The organism is Falsiroseomonas sp. E2-1-a4 (assembly GCF_051433165.1).
Lineage (GTDB): Bacteria > Pseudomonadota > Alphaproteobacteria > Acetobacterales > Acetobacteraceae > Falsiroseomonas.
The window spans coordinates 61,735-78,543 of the sequence record NZ_JBHMFS010000007.1 but is presented as its reverse complement, the minus strand read 5'-3'; the positions used below and the strand labels follow the sequence as shown (position 1 = coordinate 78,543).

Annotated in this window: 14 protein-coding genes; 12 read left to right on the top strand and 2 right to left on the bottom strand. The window is 71.2% G+C overall.

Annotated features, from left to right (window positions below; genetic code table 11):
* Positions 1-51 precede the first annotated feature (51 nt).
* The 11 genes from ACFHNC_RS09615 to ada all read left to right on the top strand — a co-directional run bounded on the left by ACFHNC_RS09615 (position 52) and on the right by ada (position 13,124).
* On the top strand, positions 52-1,032 hold the full coding sequence (locus ACFHNC_RS09615) for an RluA family pseudouridine synthase (RefSeq protein WP_437169010.1): 981 nt from the start codon (positions 52-54) through the stop codon (positions 1,030-1,032).
* Positions 1,033-1,077: 45 nt separating this feature from the next.
* A complete protein-coding gene (locus tag ACFHNC_RS09610; RefSeq protein WP_437169009.1) occupies positions 1,078-3,606 on the top strand; it encodes an AsmA family protein in 2,529 nt (842 codons plus the stop codon).
* Between the two features lie 52 nt (positions 3,607-3,658).
* Complete coding sequence (locus ACFHNC_RS09605; protein ID WP_437169008.1) at positions 3,659-4,324, top strand: DUF533 domain-containing protein; 666 nt, start codon at positions 3,659-3,661, stop codon at positions 4,322-4,324.
* Complete coding sequence (gene acdA / locus ACFHNC_RS09600; protein WP_437169007.1) at positions 4,321-5,562, top strand: 3-sulfinopropanoyl-CoA desulfinase; 1,242 nt, start codon at positions 4,321-4,323, stop codon at positions 5,560-5,562. The genes ACFHNC_RS09605 and acdA overlap by 4 nt, the downstream gene beginning before the upstream one ends.
* Before the next feature lie 55 nt (positions 5,563-5,617).
* A complete protein-coding gene (gene ykgO / locus ACFHNC_RS09595; protein WP_168050529.1) occupies positions 5,618-5,743 on the top strand; it encodes a type B 50S ribosomal protein L36 in 126 nt (41 codons plus the stop codon).
* A 170-nt stretch (positions 5,744-5,913) separates the two neighbouring features.
* Positions 5,914-7,350 (top strand): FAD-linked oxidase C-terminal domain-containing protein, encoded by a 1,437-nt coding sequence (locus ACFHNC_RS09590; RefSeq protein ID WP_437169006.1) that lies wholly within the window; start codon positions 5,914-5,916, stop codon positions 7,348-7,350.
* Positions 7,338-8,510 (top strand): FAD-binding protein, encoded by a 1,173-nt coding sequence (locus tag ACFHNC_RS09585; protein ID WP_437169005.1) that lies wholly within the window; start codon positions 7,338-7,340, stop codon positions 8,508-8,510. Before ACFHNC_RS09590 ends, ACFHNC_RS09585 begins: the two co-directional genes overlap by 13 nt.
* The gene (locus tag ACFHNC_RS09580; protein WP_437169004.1) at positions 8,507-10,036 is read left to right on the top strand and encodes a M81 family metallopeptidase; all 1,530 of its coding nucleotides are present in this window, start codon (positions 8,507-8,509) and stop codon (positions 10,034-10,036) included. Before ACFHNC_RS09585 ends, ACFHNC_RS09580 begins: the two co-directional genes overlap by 4 nt.
* Before the next feature lie 43 nt (positions 10,037-10,079).
* Entirely contained in the window at positions 10,080-11,408 is a 1,329-nt protein-coding gene (gene glcF, locus ACFHNC_RS09575) for a glycolate oxidase subunit GlcF (protein ID WP_437169003.1), read from the top strand.
* Positions 11,408-11,983 (top strand): tetratricopeptide repeat protein, encoded by a 576-nt coding sequence (locus ACFHNC_RS09570; RefSeq protein ID WP_437169002.1) that lies wholly within the window; start codon positions 11,408-11,410, stop codon positions 11,981-11,983. Before glcF ends, ACFHNC_RS09570 begins: the two co-directional genes overlap by 1 nt.
* A 73-nt stretch (positions 11,984-12,056) precedes the next feature.
* Positions 12,057-13,124, top strand: a complete 1,068-nt coding sequence (ada, locus tag ACFHNC_RS09565; protein ID WP_437169001.1) for a bifunctional DNA-binding transcriptional regulator/O6-methylguanine-DNA methyltransferase Ada — start codon at positions 12,057-12,059, stop codon at positions 13,122-13,124.
* A 7-nt stretch (positions 13,125-13,131) separates the two neighbouring features.
* Here the strand turns inward: ada and ACFHNC_RS09560 are convergent, their stop codons facing one another.
* Positions 13,132-13,641, bottom strand: a complete 510-nt coding sequence (locus ACFHNC_RS09560; RefSeq protein WP_437169000.1) for a hypothetical protein — start codon at positions 13,639-13,641, stop codon at positions 13,132-13,134.
* A 91-nt stretch (positions 13,642-13,732) separates the two neighbouring features.
* On the bottom strand, positions 13,733-15,388 hold the full coding sequence (pyk, locus tag ACFHNC_RS09555; RefSeq protein ID WP_437168999.1) for a pyruvate kinase: 1,656 nt from the start codon (positions 15,386-15,388) through the stop codon (positions 13,733-13,735).
* A 240-nt stretch (positions 15,389-15,628) separates the two neighbouring features.
* On the opposite strand from pyk, the gene ACFHNC_RS09550 reads away from it, so the two are divergent.
* Positions 15,629-16,759 carry an OmpA family protein gene (locus ACFHNC_RS09550; protein ID WP_437168998.1) on the top strand — a complete coding sequence of 377 codons (1,131 nt, stop codon included), beginning with the start codon at positions 15,629-15,631 and terminating at the stop codon, positions 16,757-16,759.
* Positions 16,760-16,809 lie beyond the last annotated feature (50 nt).

The window sequence follows — 16,809 nt, the reverse complement described above, 5'->3', positions numbered from 1 at the left end:
ACCTTTATCCAGCGCCTGCGCGCCTGTCCATCCCGTGCTATGGCCCGTGCCATGACCGTGCAGTTGAAAAAAGTCGCCGCCGATGAGGGCGACACCCGTCTGGACCGCTGGCTGAAGCGCCATGTGCCGGCGCTCACCCAGGGTGCCGTGCAGAAGATGCTGCGGACCGGCCAGATCCGCGTCGACGGCAAGCGGGCGGAGGCCAACACCCGGCTCGAAGCCGGCCAGGAAATCCGCATCCCGCCCTTCACCGAGAACCCGAACGCCGCGCTGCCGCGCACGCCGAAGCCGGTGGATGAGCGGGATGCCAAGGCGCTGCTGCGCATGATCATCCACAAGGATGCGGAACTGCTGGTGCTGGACAAGCCGCATGGCCTGCCCGTGCAGGGCGGCCCCGGCATCACCAAGCACCTGGATGGCATGCTGGATGCGCTGCAACTGGGTGCCGCCGAACGCCCCCGCCTGGTGCATCGCCTGGACCGCGACACCTCCGGCGTGCTGGTGCTGGCGCGCACCGTGGGCGCGGCCTCCAAGCTCGCCGCCGCCTTCCGGTCCCGCGATGTGGAGAAAACCTATTGGGCCGTGGTCCTCGGCGAGCCCAGCCCGCCCGCCGGCCGCATCAACATGGCCCTGATCCGCCAGGGCGGCCCGCGGGGCGAACGCACCGCGCCGGCCGAACAGGGCGAGGATGGCGTGCACGCCATCACGGATTTCCGCACGCTGGATGCCGTGCGCCGCAAGGCTGCCTGGATCGAGATGAAGCCGCTGACCGGCCGCACCCATCAGCTTCGCGTCCATGCCGCGGAGGCCTTGGGCTGCCCGATCCTGGCCGATGGCAAGTATGGCGGCCAGGCCGCGCATATGGAGGGGCTGCCGGAGCAGCTTCATCTGCACGCCCGCGCGCTGCGCCTGCCGCACCCGACCGGCGGTTTCCTGGAAGTTGCCGCCCCCTTGCCGCAGCACATGAAGGAAACCTTTGCCTTCTTCGGCTTCGAGGTTCCCCGCACGCCAAAACCGCGCCGGGTGAGTTGAAGACCGGCGCTGCCTCTCACTGAGGGTTGGATGGTAGGGTAGGGCATGAGCACTTCCCTGCCCCCCCGTCGCCGGCGCCGCTGGCCCTGGATTCTTCTGGCTTTGGTCATCGGCCTGCCAGCCCTCGCATTCGGCGCCGCGCTGCTTCTGTTGGATGCCGAAGCGCTGCGCCCCCGCCTGGTGGCCGCGGTTGAGCGCGCCACCGGCCGGACCTTCACGGTGGGGGAGATGCGCCTCGCCATCTCCCTGGTGCCGACCGTCGAATTGCGCGACGTCGCCCTCGCCAACGCCGAGGGTGCCAGCCGCCCGAACATGCTGACGGCCAGCCGCGTGCAGGTGCAGGCCGCGCTGCTGCCGCTGCTTTCCCGCGAAATCCGCATCTCCCGCATCGAGCTGGAGGACCCCGATCTGCTGCTGGAGGTGGACGCCCAGGGCCGCGGCAACTGGCAGTTCACCCGCACCCCGAGCGCAGCCACCCCCGCCGCCCCCGCGCCGGAGGAAGCGGTGCGGGAGGCACTGGCACTCGGTATCGACGCGCTGCGCCTGGAGCGCGGCCGTATCGGCTGGCGCGATGCCCGCAGCGGCATGGCCGAGACGGCCGAGATCACCCAGCTCGATGCCACCGCCCCGCTCGGCGGCGGCATGACGGCGGAGGGTGAGGTGGTGCTGCGCGGCCAGGCCGTGGCGGTGCGCGCGGAAACCGGCGGCCTTGCTTCCTTTGGTGGCGCGGAACCCTGGCCGGTGACGGCGACGCTCGGCATCGCCGGCGCCGAGGCGCGGGTGGCTGGCACCCTCACCGGCCAGGCCTGGACCGGCACGGCGGAGGCGCAGGTGCCCGACCTGTCGCGCCTGTCCGCCTTGGTGCAGGGCGCCACGCTGCCGCCGCTGCGCGCCGTGGTCGCTTCCGCCGCCGCATCCGGCACCGGCGGCGCGGTCTCCGAAATTCGCGACCTGAAGCTGGCGGTGGGCGAGTCGGACCTCGCCACGCTGCGTCCGGGCCTGGTCCTGCGCCGCGCCGAATTGGCGGCGCCGGGGCTGGAGGCGCCGATCACCCTGGCGGGGGAAGTGGTGCTGGACGGCCAGGCGCTGCGGCTTTCCGGCACCGCCGGCACGCCCGCGCTGCTGCTGGCCGGCGCCAGCGGCCCGCTGCCGCTGGATCTGCGGGCGGAGGGTGCCGGCATCACCGCCACCGCGGCGGGCCGCATCGCGCAGCCGCGCGAGCTGCGCGGCATCGCCCTGGCCATCACGGCGCAGGCCGCGGACCTCGCGCCCTTCGGGCTGCGCGGGGAGGGTCGCTTTTCCGGGCAGGTCGCGATGCCGGGGCCGGGCATGGCAGGTGGTGTCCGCATTACCGGGCTGAACGCCGCGGTCCCGGCCGCGGAAGTCCGCGGCGACCTGGCGCTGGCCGCCGGCGCGCGGACCGCGCTCAGCGGCACGCTGGCCTTCCCGCGATTGGACCTGGATGCGCTGCTCGCCGCCACGCGCCCGGCCGCGGCGCCTTCCGCCGTGCCTTCCGCCGCGCCGGCTGCGCCCGCCGCACCGGCCGCGGCCCCTGCGGCCGCCGACAACCGGGTGATCCCGGCAACGCCGCTGCCCGTAGCGATGCTGCGCGGCTTCGATGCCGATCTGCGCCTCTCCGCGCCCAGCGTCACCTATGGCGGCCAGGCCTGGCGCCAGGTTTCGGCGCGGCTGGCGCTTGCCGGCGGCAATGCGCGGCTGGCGCCTGTCTCCGTCGAAACCCCGGCCGGGCCGCTGACTCTGGAACTGCAGGCGGATGCGCGGCAGGACCCGCCCCGGCTGCGCGTGGCGGCGCGCTCCCCGGGCCTCGATCTCGCGGCGCTGTCGCGCGCGGCGGGGCGGGACCCGCTGCTGCTAGGCCGGGCGCAGATCGATGCCGATCTCGCCGGCCGCGGCGCCGATCTGCGCGCGGTGGCGGCGACGGCGGCGGGGCATCTGGGCATTGCGCTCGTGGATGGCGCGGTGCCGCGCAGCCTGTTGCGCGCCCTGCCACAGCAGGTGCTGGGTGCGGTGATTCCGGGCGGCGATGGCGATATTCCGCTGCGCTGCTTCGCCCTGCGCGCGCCCGCCGCCGAGGGGCAGTTGCGGCTGGAGACGCTGTATGCGGAAGGCGCGCTCGGCCGGCTCGGCGGCTCCGGCGTCATCGACATGGGGGAGGAGACGCTGGCGGTGCGGCTGCTGACGGATCTGCGCACCGCCCGCATCGCGCTGCGCGCGCCGGTCAATATCGGCGGCCGCTGGAACGCGCCGCGGGTTGGCGTGGAACCGGCGGCGGCCGCCGCGGCCGGCCTCGGCGCCTTCCTCTCGCAGCAGAACACGCCGGACCGGTCCTTGCAGGCGCTGGCGGATATGCTGGGCGGCGCGGCCAATCGCGGCGGAGAGCCGGCGGCGCACGGCAGTTGCGAGCCGGCGCTGGCCGCGGCGCGTGGCGGCGTGGCGGGGCCTGCACCCACCGTGGCCGGCGCGCCGGCGGCACCGGCGCCGCAGGCAGCCCCCGCGGGCGGCGAGGCGCGGCCGAACCCGGCGGATCTGCTGCGCGGTTTGCTCGGGCGCTGACGCTTTGCAAGCCTCGGCTTCGGGCCTAATGCTGAGGCCGGGGAGTTGAAGCATGGACTGGAACCGCGTCCTGGGCGCGCTGCTGGGCGGCGCCGCCCGCCCGCCGCGCCGCCGCATCCGGCGCACCGGCCCGCCGATCGGCGGCGGCGGCAATGCGGCGCTGGCGCGCACCCTGGCGCGGCTGGCGACCGTGGCGATCGAGGCGATGTCGCGCCCCTCCCAGGGTCCGGCGCCGGCGCCGCGCGGCCGCACTGCACCGGCCGGCAAGGCGCCCGCCCGATCGGCGCGGCTGCCCGAATGGACCGCCGCTCCAGCCCCTGCGCCCAGCCCCTACACCTTGCCAGCCGAAGCGCCCGACATGCCCCTTATGGAGGAGGCGGAGGGCCTGTTGCTGATTCGCGCCATGATCGCTGCCGCCAAGGCGGATGGCACGGTGGATGCCGAGGAACGCCGCAGCATCGCGGAGCAGCTTGATTCCGCTGGTCTTTCGGTCACGGAACGGGACTTCATCCTGACCGATTTCGACAAGCCGCTGACCCCGGCGGCGCTGGCCGCGCAGGCCTCGGACCCGATGATGCGGGCGCGGCTTTATGCCGGTGCGGTGGCGGCAATGGGGGACATCTCGCCGCCGGAACGCGCCTGGCTGGATGAACTGGCGCAGGCGCTTGGCCTCGACAGGCAGGCGGCGGCAGCCATTGAAGAAAGGCTTTCGACATGACTGGCATGGATGGGCTGACCCGGGACCAGGTGGCGCTGCGCGACCGCGCGCGCGAGCTGGCGCAGGAAGCCGCCGCCCAGGCGGCGGAGACGGACCGCAGCGGCCAGTATCCCTGGCCGATGGTGCGGAAGATGGCCGAAGCGGGCTTCACCGGCCTGACCGTGCCGCGCGAATGGGGCGGCCCTGGCGGGTCCGTGCTGGATGCCGCGCTGGTGGTGGAGGAATTCTCGAAAGCCTGCGCCGTCTGCGGCCGCATCGCGGTGGAGGCCAATATGGGCGCGGTCGGCGCCATCATGGCCTATGGCACGGATGCCCAGAAGAAGCTGGCCGCCGGCCTAGTGCTGGCTGGCGACAAGCCCGCCATCTGCATCACCGAGCCTGATGCCGGCTCGGCAGCGACGGAAATGACCACCACGGCGGAAAAGCGCGGCGATCGCTGGGTGATCAATGGCCGCAAGACCTGGATCACCGGCGGCGGCGTTTCCCGACTTCACCTGATCTTCGCCCGGGTCATCGAGGATGGGGCCTTCAAGGGCATTGGCGGCTTCCTCGTCGTCAGGGACGAGGCAGGGCGCCCGGAAGGGCTGGTCGTGTCCCGCCGCATCCCCTCCCTCGGCCTGTGCGGCATGCCGGAGGCGGAGCTGGAATTTTCCGAGCTCGAGGTCGCCGATGATATGGTGCTGCGCGCTCCGGGCGGCTGGCAGCGCGGCTTCGGGCGGCTGATCGATGCCTATAACGGCCAGCGTGTCGGCGCCGCGACGGTGGCGCTCGGCCTGGCGGCCGGGGCCTATGAACATGCCGTGGGCCGCGCCAATGCCCGCACCCAGTTCGGCCGCCCGATCGCGGAATTCCAGGGCCTCGGCTGGATGCTGGCCGACATGTCGATCGAGGTGGAGGCCGCCCGCGCCCTGGTCCACCGCGCCGCCCGCAGCGCCGGCCCAGCCGGCTTCCCCGATCGCCTGGCCGCCGCCCAGGCCAAGGTCTTTGCGAGCGAGATGGCGATTCGCGTAACCAATAGCGCGCTGCAGGTCTGGGGCGCCGCCGGCTATTCGAAGGACAACCCGATGGAGCGCTATCTGCGCGATGCGCGGATGTTCGCCATCGCGGGCGGCACCGCGCAGGTGCTGCGGACCCAGGTGGCGGAACAGATCCTGGGCCGCAAGCTGCCGCAGACGCGCGACGGCTTCCTGCGGATAATCGCCGCCGAAGGCGCCGCCGGGAAGCTGGCAGCGGACTGAGGTTGACTCACCCGGCCTCGCCGCCTATCTCGCCCGCCTTCGCAGGACCATGACCATGAAGATCCGCAATAGCCTCAAGACCGCCAAGACGCGGGACAAGAACTGCATTGTGGTGCGGCGCCGTGGCCGTACCTACGTGCTGAACAAGAAGAATCCCCGGCTGAAGGCCCGCCAGGGCTGATTCCGCGGCCCCTGTTTGGGGCCGTACGGGATTTGTCGAGCCGCGCCCCGGGGAAACCCGGGCGCGGCTCGACGCATTTGTGGCGCAACGCTTCCGGTAACGCGCGGCCATCCGCTTGCCGCCCTCGCGCGCCGGGGCCATCTTGAAGGCAAGCAAAGGAAGCGCGCCCCATGATCCCCCTGCCGCCGCCCAAGCCGGAGATCCTGGCCCGCCGCGATGCGATCGTGGCCGAACTCCACGCGCTATTGCCCGCCGATGCGGTGATCCATGAGCCGATCCGCATGCGGCCCTATGAAACCGATGGCCTGACCGCCTACCGCCAGATGCCGCTGGCGGTCGTCCTGCCGGCCACGACGGAGCAGGTGGCCGCAGTGATGCGCTACTGCCACGAACAGGGCATCCGCGTGGTCCCGCGCGGCGCCGGCACCAGCCTCTCCGGTGGCGCGCTGCCGCTGGAGGATGCGGTGGTGATCGGCCTGATGCGGATGAACCGCATCCTGGAAATCGATTTCGACGACCGCCTGGCGGTGGTGGAAGCCGGCGTGACGAACCTCGGCATCACCAAGGCGGTGGAGCATGAGGGCTTCTTCTACGCGCCCGACCCCTCCAGCCAATTGGCCTGCATGATCGGCGGCAACGTCAACATGAACTCCGGCGGCGCGCATTGCCTGAAGTATGGCGTGACGGCGAACAACCTGCTCGGCCTGAAGCTGGTCACGCCGACCGGCGACATCGTGGAAGTCGGCGGCGACCATCTGGACACCGCGGGCTATGACTGGCTCGGCCTGATGACGGGCAGCGAAGGCATGCTCGGCATCGTCACGGAGGTCACCGTCCGCATCCTGCGCGGCCCGGAAGGCGCGCGCGCCATGCTCGCCGCCTTCAAGGAAACGGAAATCGCAGGCCAGGCGGTGGATGCCATCATCGGCTCCGGCATCATCCCCGTCGCGCTGGAATTCATGGACAAGCCCTGCATCCATGCCTGCGAGGCCTTCGCCCATGCCGGCTACCCGCTGGACGCGGAGGCGATGCTGATCATCGAGGTGGAGGGCAGCGTGGCGGAGCAGGACGATCTGCTCGGCCGCATCAAGGAAATCTGCAACCGCTTCGACCCGATCAGCCTGAAGGTCGCGACCTCGGCCGAGGAATCCATCGCCATCTGGAAGGGCCGCAAGGGTGCCTTCGGGGCGGTGGGGCGCATCTCCCCGGATTACCTCTGCATGGACGGCACCATCCCGACCGGGGAACTGCCCTTCGTGCTGAAGCACATCGGCGAGATGAGCGTGCAGTACGGGCTGCAGGTGGCGAATGTGTTCCACGCGGGCGACGGCAACCTCCACCCGCTCATCATGTTCGACGCCAACGACCCGGCCAGCTTCCACAAGGCCGAGGCCTTCGGCGGCGACATCCTGAAGCTGTGCGTCGAGGTCGGCGGCTGCCTGACCGGCGAACACGGCGTCGGCGTGGAAAAGCGCGACCTGATGCATGTGCAGTTCCACCCGCATGAGCTGGACCAGCAGCGCGCCATCAAGACCGCCTTCGACCCGGCCTGGCTGCTGAACCCGCACAAGGTCTTCCCGCTGACCGAACACGCATGCGCGATTTGATTGCACCAGCCGATGAGGCCGGCGTTGTCGCCGCCATCCAGGCCGCCATGGCGGCGCGGGAGCCGCTGTCCATCGAGGGAAATGGCAGCAAGCGCGGCCTGCTGCGACCGGTGCAGGCGGCGCGCGGCCTGACCACGCGGGGCCTGACGGGCATCACCCTCTACAAACCCACCGAACTCGTGCTGTCCGCCCGTGCCGGCACCCCGCTGCCGGAGATCGAGGCGACGCTGGCCGAACGCGGCCAGATGCTGGCGCCGGAGCCGCCTTATACGCGCGGCCTTTTCGGCGTCGCTGAACCCGCAACCATCGGCGGGCTGGTCGCCACCAACCTGTCCGGCCCGCGCCGGATCACGGTGGGATCGGTGCGCGACCATCTGCTGGGCATCCGCTTCGTCAACGGGGCAGGGGAGGTGGTTCGCAGTGGCGGCCGGGTGCTGAAGAACGTCACCGGGCTCGATCTCTGCAAGCTGCTGGCCGGCAGCCACGGCACGCTCGGCGTGCTGACCGAGGTGACGATGAAGGTGCTGCCCGCCGCCGAGGCCAGCGCAACCCTCGCCGTCGCGGTGCCGGACATTGCCGCGGGGGTGAAGGCGCTGTCGGCCGGGCTCACCAGCCCCTTCGGTGTGACCGGCGCGGCGCTGCGGCTTGATCCGCACGGCGCCACCGCCCTGCTGCGGCTGGAAGATTTTGCCCAGTCAGTCGTCTATCGCGGCGGGCGGCTGCGGGAGGATCTGGCGGCCTATGGCGACGTGTCGCTGATCCCGGATTCGACCGAGCTTTGGCGTGGCATCCGCGATGCCGAACCGCTCGGCGCCGACGCGGAAGATGCCATCTGGCGCCTGTCCATCCGCCCCAGCGCCGCCCCCGCCCTGGCCGCCGCGTTGCAGGCCGCCTTCGGGGCCAGGTTGCTGCTGGATTGGGGCGGCGGACTGGTCTGGGTCGCCGGCCCCGCGACCGAGGCGGCGCATGGGGCGGTGATGGCCGCCGCCGCCGCGGTGCGCGGCAGCTTCACCCTGTTCCGCGCCCCCGCCCCGCTGCGCGCTGCCGTTCCCGTCATTCCGCCCGAAGCCCCCGCGCTGGCCGTCATCGCCGCCCGCGTGCAGGCGGCGCTCGACCCCTTGGGCCTGTTCAACCCCGGTCGCATGAGGTCCAGCCCGTGAGTGCTCCGCGTATCGCCATCCTTGGCTTGCATCTGGAGGTCAACGCCTTCTCCCCCGCCACCACGCGGCGCGATTTCCAGCAGCAATCCTGGGCCGAGGGCGAGTCCATCACGCACCAGGCGCGCAGCAAGGTCAGCGGCCTGCCGGCCGAAATCCCTGGCTTCTATGCGCGGATGGATGCGACCGGCGATTGGGAACCGGTGCCGCTGATCATCATCACCGCCCCGCCCGGTGGCACCATGGCGCCCGGCATCTTCCCGGAATTCCTTCAGATCATCCAATCCCGCCTGGCCGAGGCCGGGCGGATCGACGCCGTCTATGTCGCCAGCCATGGCGCCAGCCGCGCGGCGGAGGAGGAAGATACGGACGGCGCCGTGCTGCAATTGCTGCGGGATGTGCTGGGGCCGGATGTGCCGATCGTTGGCACACTGGACCTCCACTGCAACGTCTCCGACCGCCAGATCGAATTGGCGGATCTTCTGATCGCCTATCGCACCAATCCGCATGTGGACATGCGTGATCGCGCCGCCGAGGCCGCCGTTGCGCTGCGCCGCATCCTGGAAACCGGGGAACGGCCAGAGACGCATTTCATCCGGCTGCCGCTGACGCCCCCCACCGTTACCTTGTTGACCGCGGAATCCTCCCCCTATGCGGACGCGATCCGCCAAGGCGTGTTGGCGCGGGAGGAGGACCCGAACCTGCTCGGCGTCTCCGTCACCGGCGGCTTCGTCTATACCGATATCGCCAAATGCGGCCTCTGCGTCTGGGCCTCCGCCCGGCCTGGCCATGTCGGCGCGGCGGTGGATCTGGTGGAGCGGTTGTCCAACGACATCTGGCAGAATCGCGCCAAGCTGTCCCGCACCCTCACGCCCATACCGGATGCGGTGGCGCAGGCCGTGGCGGTGGGGGCGGAGATGGGCGCGCCACGTCTGATCCTGGCCGATGTGGCGGATAATCCGGGCGGCGGTGGTGGCGGCAACACCACGACGCTGCTGGCGGCGCTGCACGAATCCGGTGCGAAGGGCGTGGTCTTCGGCATCCTGGTGGACCCTGTCCTGGCCCAGGCCGCCCACGCCGCCGGCCGCGGCGCGCGGATGGAGGCGGTGGCCAACGCCACCCCCGGCCCCTTTGCCGAGACCTTCCGCGCCATGGCGCATGTCCGCGCCTTGTCCGATGGCGCCGGCGTCGGCCGCCGCGGTGGGCTGGCCGGGCGCGCCTTTTCCATCGGCCCGGCGGCGCTGCTGGAGCTGGAGGGGAGCGGGCTGTTGCTGGCCGTGGGTTCGCTGCGCCGGCAATTGCTGGACCCGGCGATGCTGGAGATTCTCGGCGTGGAGGTGGCGGCGGCACGGACCATCGTGGTGAAGTCGCGCGGCCATTTCCGCGCTGGCTTCGACATCTACGCGACGCCCGATCGCATCCTGGAGGTGGATGCGCCCGGCCTGGTCAGCCCGGTGCAGTCCCGCTTCGACTTCAAGGGCCTGCCGCGCCCGGTCTACCCTCTGGACGCGGAGGCAAGCTGGCGCTGAGGCCCGGCGCACCCTTAATCTTCACGCCAGCCGGGGGACCCACATGCAGACCAGCTTCACCGAGGCGCAGCTCAAGGACCCGGATACGGCTGAAAGCAACCGTATCCTCCGCACCTGCGTCCATTGCGGCTTCTGCACCGCCACCTGCCCGACCTTCTTGCTGCTGGGCGATGAGCTGGATAGCCCGCGCGGCCGCATCTACCTCATCAAGGACATGTTGGAGAATGACCGGCCGGCGACGGAGGAAGTGGTCCGCCATGTGGATCGCTGCCTGTCCTGCCTGTCCTGCATGACCACCTGCCCCTCCGGCGTGCACTACATGCATCTGGTGGATCATGCCCGGCGGCATATCGAGGAAACCTACCAGCGCCCGCCGGCCGAACGCGCCCTGCGCAGGCTGCTCTCGGCGCTGCTGCCCTATCCCGGGCGGTTCCGCCTGGCGCTGATCGGCGCCTCGCTGGGCCGCCACTTCGCCCGCTTCGTGCCGGGGCGTTCCATGGCGTCGCAGCGGCTGCGCGCCATGCTGAAGCTGGCGCCCGCCCATGTGCCCGGGCCGAGCGCGCTGGACCGGCCGGGCGTGCATCGCGCCCAGGGGCCGCGCCGCGGCCGGGTGGCGCTGTTGACCGGCTGCGCACAGCGGGTACTCGCACCCTCCATCAACGACGCCACCATCCGGTTGCTGACCCGGATGGGGCTGGATGTGGTGGTGCGGAAGGACCAGGGCTGCTGCGGCGCGCTGGACCATCACATGGGCCACCACGACCCGGCCATGCGCCTCGCCCGCGCCAATATCGCCGCCTGGACGGCGGAACTGGAAGGGGAGGGGCTGGATGCGGTGGTCATCAACGCCTCCGGCTGCGGTACCACGGTGAAGGATTACGGCTTCATGTTCCGCACGGAGCCGGAGGCCGAAGCCGCCGCCCGCGTCTCGGAGCTGGCGATGGATATCTCCGAGCTGCTGGTGAAATTCGACTATGCGCCGAGCCGGGAAAAGCCGGGCCTGACGGTCGCCTACCATGCCGCCTGTTCGCTCCAGCACGGCCAGAAGATCACCGCCGCGCCGAAGGATCTGCTGAAGCGCGCCGGCTTCACGGTGAAGGAACCGGCGGAGGGGCATATCTGCTGCGGCAGCGCCGGCACCTACAATCTGATGCAGCCGGAAATCGCCGGGCAGTTGCGGGACCGCAAGCTGGCCAATCTGGACCGCACCCGCGCGGACCTGATCGCGGCCGGCAATATCGGCTGCCTGACCCAGCTTTCCGGCGGCGCCATGCCCACCATCCATACGGTCGAATTGCTGGATTGGATGGCGGGCGGGCCGGAACCAGCGGCGATCGGCCGGATCCGCGCGGCGCGCAAGGGGGCCGATTGATGGCACGGCGCCTCCTGCTCCTGCCGCTGGCGCTTCTCGCCTTCGCTGAACCTTCGCAGGCCCAGGCCACGCCCCAGGGCGCCGCGGCGCAGCGGCAGGCGGAGTTGGACCGGCTGTTCGAGGCGCTGCGAACCGCACCGGACCCGGGCGGCGGCCAGATCGTCGAATCGCGCATCCGCGCCCTCTGGGGCCAAGCAGTCTCCCCCGCCGCCGCGCTGCTGCTGCGCCGAGGCCAGCGCAACCTCCAGGCGCAGGAGACGGCGGAGGCGCTGGAGGATTTCGACGCCGCGCTCCTGCTGGAACCGGAATCGGCCGACGCCTGGATGCTGCGCGCCCGCGCCCATGCCAATCTCGGTGACCGCGTGGCCGCCGCGCGCGACCTGCAGCAGGCGCTGCGCCTGGAGCCGCGGCATTTCGGCGCCCTGCTGCAATTCGCCGCGTTGCAGGAGGAAGCCGGCGACCTGCGCGGCGCGCTGCGCAGCCTGGATGCGGCACTGGCGTTGCACCCGCGCCTGCCCGGCGGCGACGCGCGGCGCCGCGACCTGGTGCGGCGGGCGGAAGGCGAGGCGCTGTAGTCTGGCGCAACGGCCGGATGGCGCGGTAGGCCAGCAGCAGCGATCTTGCATGGGACGTTGAGAGACCACGCCAATGCCCGAAGCCCCGCTGCCGATCGATGATCTGCGCTGGCAGGCCGTTCTGGACCGACAGGCAGACCCCGGCTGCGGCGATTTTTGCTACGCCGTGACCACCCAGGGCGTGTTCTGCCGCCCCGGCTGCCCGGCCCGCCCACCGCTGCGCCGCAACACCCGCTTCTTCGCCGATGCCACCGCCGCCGAGGCCGCCGGTTTCCGCGCCTGCAAACGCTGCGACCCGAAGGGCGAACGCGCCCGGATGCAGGCCGAGGGCGTCGCCGCCGCCTGCGCGCTGATTGAGGCGGCGGAGGGCATCCCGAGCCTGGAAGTGCTGGCCGCGCGTGCCGGCTATGCGCGGCACCATTTCCTGCGGCTGTTCCGCGATATCACCGGCGTGACCCCGCGCAGCTACGCGGAAGGGGTGCGCGCCCGTCGCCTTCAGGCGTCCCTCGCGGCTGGGGACCGGGTGGCGGAAGCGGTGGCCGGTGCCGGCTTCGGCAGCGAGAGCCGGGTCTATGAAGACACTGCGCGCCACCTCGGCATGACCCCCGGCGCGGCAAGGCGCGGCGGCGCGGGGGAGGTGATCCGTATCGCCCATGCCGACAGCGCCATGGGCCCGCTTCTGGTCGGCGCCACGGCCGCCGGCATCTGCTTCATCGGCTTCGCCGAACCACCGGAGGCGCTGGAGGGCGACCTGCGCGCCCGATTCCCCAAGGCGCGCATCGAGCCGGCACCGGCGGATCTGGCCGACGCCGTGAGCCGGGTGGCCGGCTTCCTGGCCGAGCCTGCGGCCGTGCTGGCCCTGCCGCTGGACCTGCGCGGCACCGCCTTCCAGCGCCGGGTGTGGGAGGCGCTGACGCGGATACCGCTTGGTGAGACGCGCACCTATTCCGGCCTGGCCGCCGAGATGGGCATGCCGGCCGCGACCCGCGCGGTGGCGCGGGCCTGCGCGCGCAATCCGGTCTCGCTGGCCGTGCCATGCCACCGCGTGGTCGGCGCCAGCGGCGACCTCACCGGCTATCGCTGGGGCGTGCCGCGCAAGGCGGCGCTGCTGGCGGGGGAGAAGCGGGCGCGGGGGCGGTAGCCGCGTGTTACCTCGGGGCTTGGGGCGCCGGGGTGGGGGGTGTCTCGGTCGGGGCAGGCGGCGCCGGGGTGGGCGGGATGACGGCTGGCGGCGCGGCGGGGGTCGCCGCCTCAGGTGCGGCCGGCGCCGGTGCGGCGCCTGCGGCGGCCGGCGATGCCACCCGCGGCACCAGGCGTTCCCGCGCATTGGCCGGCGCGCCGACGATGGTCCATTCGCCATCCAGGCTGCCATCCGCGTTCAGCGTATAGATGCCGATGCCCGGCCGCTGGGTCAGCCCATAGGCCACCGCCACGGTGCGGCCCGAGGCGAAGCCCACCCCCTCCACCGTCTGGTTGCCGATCCGCCAGCGGATCGCGAAGGAGGCGAGCCCCACCGTCCGGATCTGCGCCAGGCCCGTATAGCCCGTGCCGTCCAGATTGGTGCCGGTCACGTCATACAGGCCTTCCTGCTGCGCCTGCGCCGCACAGGGCAGCAAGGCCAGCAGAGGTAGCGCGAGGGCGAGGCGGCGGAAGGTCATCGGGGCTGCTCCGTGGATGGGCGCACCAAAGGCGTCCCTGCATGAGCGCACCAAAGGCGTGACGCGGCCCGAGGTCAACTGCGCCGTTCGGCTACCTCACGATCGCGACGCGCAGCGCATTCGTGGTGCCCGGCGTGCCGAAGGGCACGCCCGCCGTCACCACGACCTCCTCGCCCGGGCTGGCGAAGCCTTCCTGGCTGGCGGCACGGATCGCCTTGGCGACCATATCCGTCATGGAATGCAGTTCCACCGTCAGCATCGGGTGCACGCCCCAGACCACCGACATGCGGCGTGCGGTCTGCAGGCTCGCGGTCAGCCCGATGATCGGGCAGCTCGGCCGTTCACGCGCCACGCGCAGCATGGTGGAGCCGGTGGAGGTGAAGGTGGCGATCGCCTCCGCCTCGATGGTCTGCGCCACCTGGCGGGCGGCGGCGGCAATGGCGCTGGCGGAGTTGCGCTCCGGCGCCGGGCGGTTGCCATCGGTCAGCTTGCGCCACTCCGGGTCCTGCTCCACCCGGGCGATGATGCGATCCATGATGTTCACCGCCTCGAACGGAAACTGCCCGGCGGCGGTCTCTGCCGAGAGCATCACGCAATCCGCGCCGTCGAACACGGCGGTCGCCACATCCTGCGCCTCGGCGCGGGTGGGGGAGGGGGCGGTGATCATGCTCTCCAGCATCTGGGTCGCCACCACCACGGGCTTGCCGAGCAGGCGGCAGGCGCGGACGATCTGCTTCTGGATCAGCGGCACTTCCTCGGGCGGGCATTCCACGCCGAGGTCGCCGCGCGCCACCATGACGCAATCGGCTTCCGCCAGGATCGCATCGAGATTTTCGACCGCCTGCGGCTTTTCCATCTTCACCATGATCCAGGCGCGACCGGCGGCGATGGCCTTGGCCTCGACCACGTCTTCCGCCCGCTGCACGAAGGACAGGCCGATGTATTCCACGCCCTGGGCGAGGACGAAATCGAGGTCGATCCGGTCCTTCGCGGTCAGCGCCGGGATCGGCAGCACCACATCCGGCACGTTGACGCCCTTGCGGTCGGACAGAGCGCCACCGACCAGCACCTGGGTTTCCAGGTGATCCTCCCGCTTATGGGTCACGCGCAGGCGCAGCTTGCCGTCATCCAGCAGCAGGGTGGTGCCGATGCCGGCGGCGGCGATGATCTCGGGGTGCGGCAACTGCACACGCCGGACGTCGCCCGGCGTCGGGGACAGGTCGAGCCGGAAGCTCTGGCCGGTCTGCAACTGCACCCGGCCGGCCTGGAACTGGCCGACCCGCAGCTTCGGACCCTGCACATCGGCCAGGATGCCGATCGGGCGGCCGACCTTTTCCTCCAGCGCGCGGATCGTCGCGATGCGTGCGGCGTGGTCCTCATGCGTGCCGTGGCTGAAATTCAGCCGGAACACATCGGCCCCGGCGCGGAACAGCCGCTCGATCACCTCGGCGGAGGAGGAGGCCGGGCCGAGGGTCGCGATGATCTTGGTGCGGCGGCGGCGGCGCAACGGGGGGCGGCTTGGCATGGGGCGGGCGTATCCTTCGCGGCGGGGCGCTTCCGGCGGTTCCGCCACATCCGGCCGGACCGAATTGGGCGGCACGCCGAGCGCGCGGGCGACTTCGACCACCCGGTCCTCCGGCACGCGGCGCCATTGCGACACGGCGGCGGTGGAGATGCCGAGGGCGGTCGCGATACGGGTGACGGCGCCGCGCTGGGTCAGCAGGGCTTCGAGAGTGGGGTCGCGCATGCAACTAACTTAGGGACAATAAGCCCCTGCTGCCAAGGGGGCGATTTGCCTTAATTAAGTTAAGCATTGAAGTGCCAAGTGGGGCGCGGATACCCCACTGCGGCATTTCCGCCACACCCCCCAGATGAATCTTTTGTCCATGCCACCTTTTCCAGGGAACTCGCGTTGATCCCGCAGGACGCTGCTGCCGGAACATCCACCCCCGGCGCGGATTGGCTCGTCCAGCCAGGAGAATAGGTTATGAATTTCCGGAATGCGCTGCTTGCGACCACCATGCTGCTGCTGCCGCTCGGTGCGGCGCAGGCCCAGCAGGTGAATGGCGTCTACATCGGTGCCGGCGCGGGCCTCAACTGGCTGCAGGATGCGAACATCAACGCAACCGGCGGTCTGGCCGACGAACTGCGCGCCCGCGGCAACACCACCGGCGGCGACGTGTCCTTCGATATGGGCTGGGTCGGTGTGGTCAGCCTGGGCTATGGCTTCGGCAACGGCCTGCGCGCCGAGATCGAGGGCAACTACCGCGAGAACGAGGTCGATACCATCAGCGGCTTCCGCGGTGCCGGCCCGATTCGCGCTTCGGGCACGGCCCGCAGCTACGGCGTGATGGCCAATGCGCTGTATGATTTCGACATCGGCGCCAATTTCGGTGGTGTGTCCTTCATGCCGTATGTCGGCGTCGGCGCCGGCTACATCTGGCGTGAGTTCGACGGCGTTCGCGCCCGCGTGCTGAACGGCGAAGTGAACAGCGATGGCACCGATGGCCGTTTCGCCTACCAGGCGATCGCGGGCGTTTCCATGCCGCTGACGCAGTTTGCTCCGGGCTTGGCGCTGACCGCGGAATACCGCTTCCTCGGCACCATGGAGCATGACATTTCCACCAGCAGCGGCGGCGGCAACTTCAATGTGGCGCGCACCGGCACGAAGTCGGAGAACTACAACCACTCCATCTTGCTCGGCCTGCGCTACGCCTTCGGCCAGACCACCCCGGCCCCGGTCGTGGCCCCGGCGCCCGCGCCGATGCCCGCCGCGGCCCCGGCCCCGGCGCGTACCTACCTCGTGTTCTTCGACTTCGACCGCGCCGACCTGACGGACCGTGCCCGCCAGATCATCGGTGAGGCCGCGACCAACGCGACCGGCCAGGGCGTGACGCGCATCGAAGTGGCCGGCCACGCCGACCGTTCGGGCTCGCCGCAGTACAACCAGCGCCTGTCCGAGCGCCGCGCCGGCGCCGTGGCTTCCGAGCTGGAGCGCCGTGGCATTCAGCGCAACAACATCAGCGTCCAGGCCTTCGGCGAGAGCCGCCCGCTGGTCCCGACCGCCGATGGCGTGCGCGAGCCGCAGAACCGCCGCGTGGAAATCGTCCTGCGCTGAGCAGGGCTTTAACCACGAAACCGGGCCGGGGGAGCAATCCCCCGGCCTTT

Bases quoted from the DNA above. Each gene is read 5' to 3' on its own strand.
- ACFHNC_RS09615 (WP_437169010.1), top strand. From the start codon at position 52: ATGACCGTGCAGTTGAAAAAAGTCGCCGCCGATGAGGGCGACACCCGT.
- acdA (WP_437169007.1), top strand. From the start codon at position 4,321: ATGACTGGCATGGATGGGCTGACCCGGGACCAGGTGGCGCTGCGCGAC.
- ada (WP_437169001.1), top strand. From the start codon at position 12,057: ATGCCCGAAGCCCCGCTGCCGATCGATGATCTGCGCTGGCAGGCCGTT.
- ACFHNC_RS09610 (WP_437169009.1), top strand. From the start codon at position 1,078: ATGAGCACTTCCCTGCCCCCCCGTCGCCGGCGCCGCTGGCCCTGGATT.
- ACFHNC_RS09550 (WP_437168998.1), top strand. From the start codon at position 15,629: ATGAATTTCCGGAATGCGCTGCTTGCGACCACCATGCTGCTGCTGCCG.
- glcF (WP_437169003.1), top strand. From the start codon at position 10,080: ATGCAGACCAGCTTCACCGAGGCGCAGCTCAAGGACCCGGATACGGCT.
- ACFHNC_RS09560 (WP_437169000.1), bottom strand. From the start codon at position 13,641: ATGACCTTCCGCCGCCTCGCCCTCGCGCTACCTCTGCTGGCCTTGCTG.
- ACFHNC_RS09605 (WP_437169008.1), top strand. From the start codon at position 3,659: ATGGACTGGAACCGCGTCCTGGGCGCGCTGCTGGGCGGCGCCGCCCGC.
- ykgO (WP_168050529.1), top strand. From the start codon at position 5,618: ATGAAGATCCGCAATAGCCTCAAGACCGCCAAGACGCGGGACAAGAAC.
- ACFHNC_RS09590 (WP_437169006.1), top strand. From the start codon at position 5,914: ATGATCCCCCTGCCGCCGCCCAAGCCGGAGATCCTGGCCCGCCGCGAT.
- ACFHNC_RS09570 (WP_437169002.1), top strand. From the start codon at position 11,408: ATGGCACGGCGCCTCCTGCTCCTGCCGCTGGCGCTTCTCGCCTTCGCT.
- pyk (WP_437168999.1), bottom strand. From the start codon at position 15,388: ATGCGCGACCCCACTCTCGAAGCCCTGCTGACCCAGCGCGGCGCCGTC.
- ACFHNC_RS09585 (WP_437169005.1), top strand. From the start codon at position 7,338: ATGCGCGATTTGATTGCACCAGCCGATGAGGCCGGCGTTGTCGCCGCC.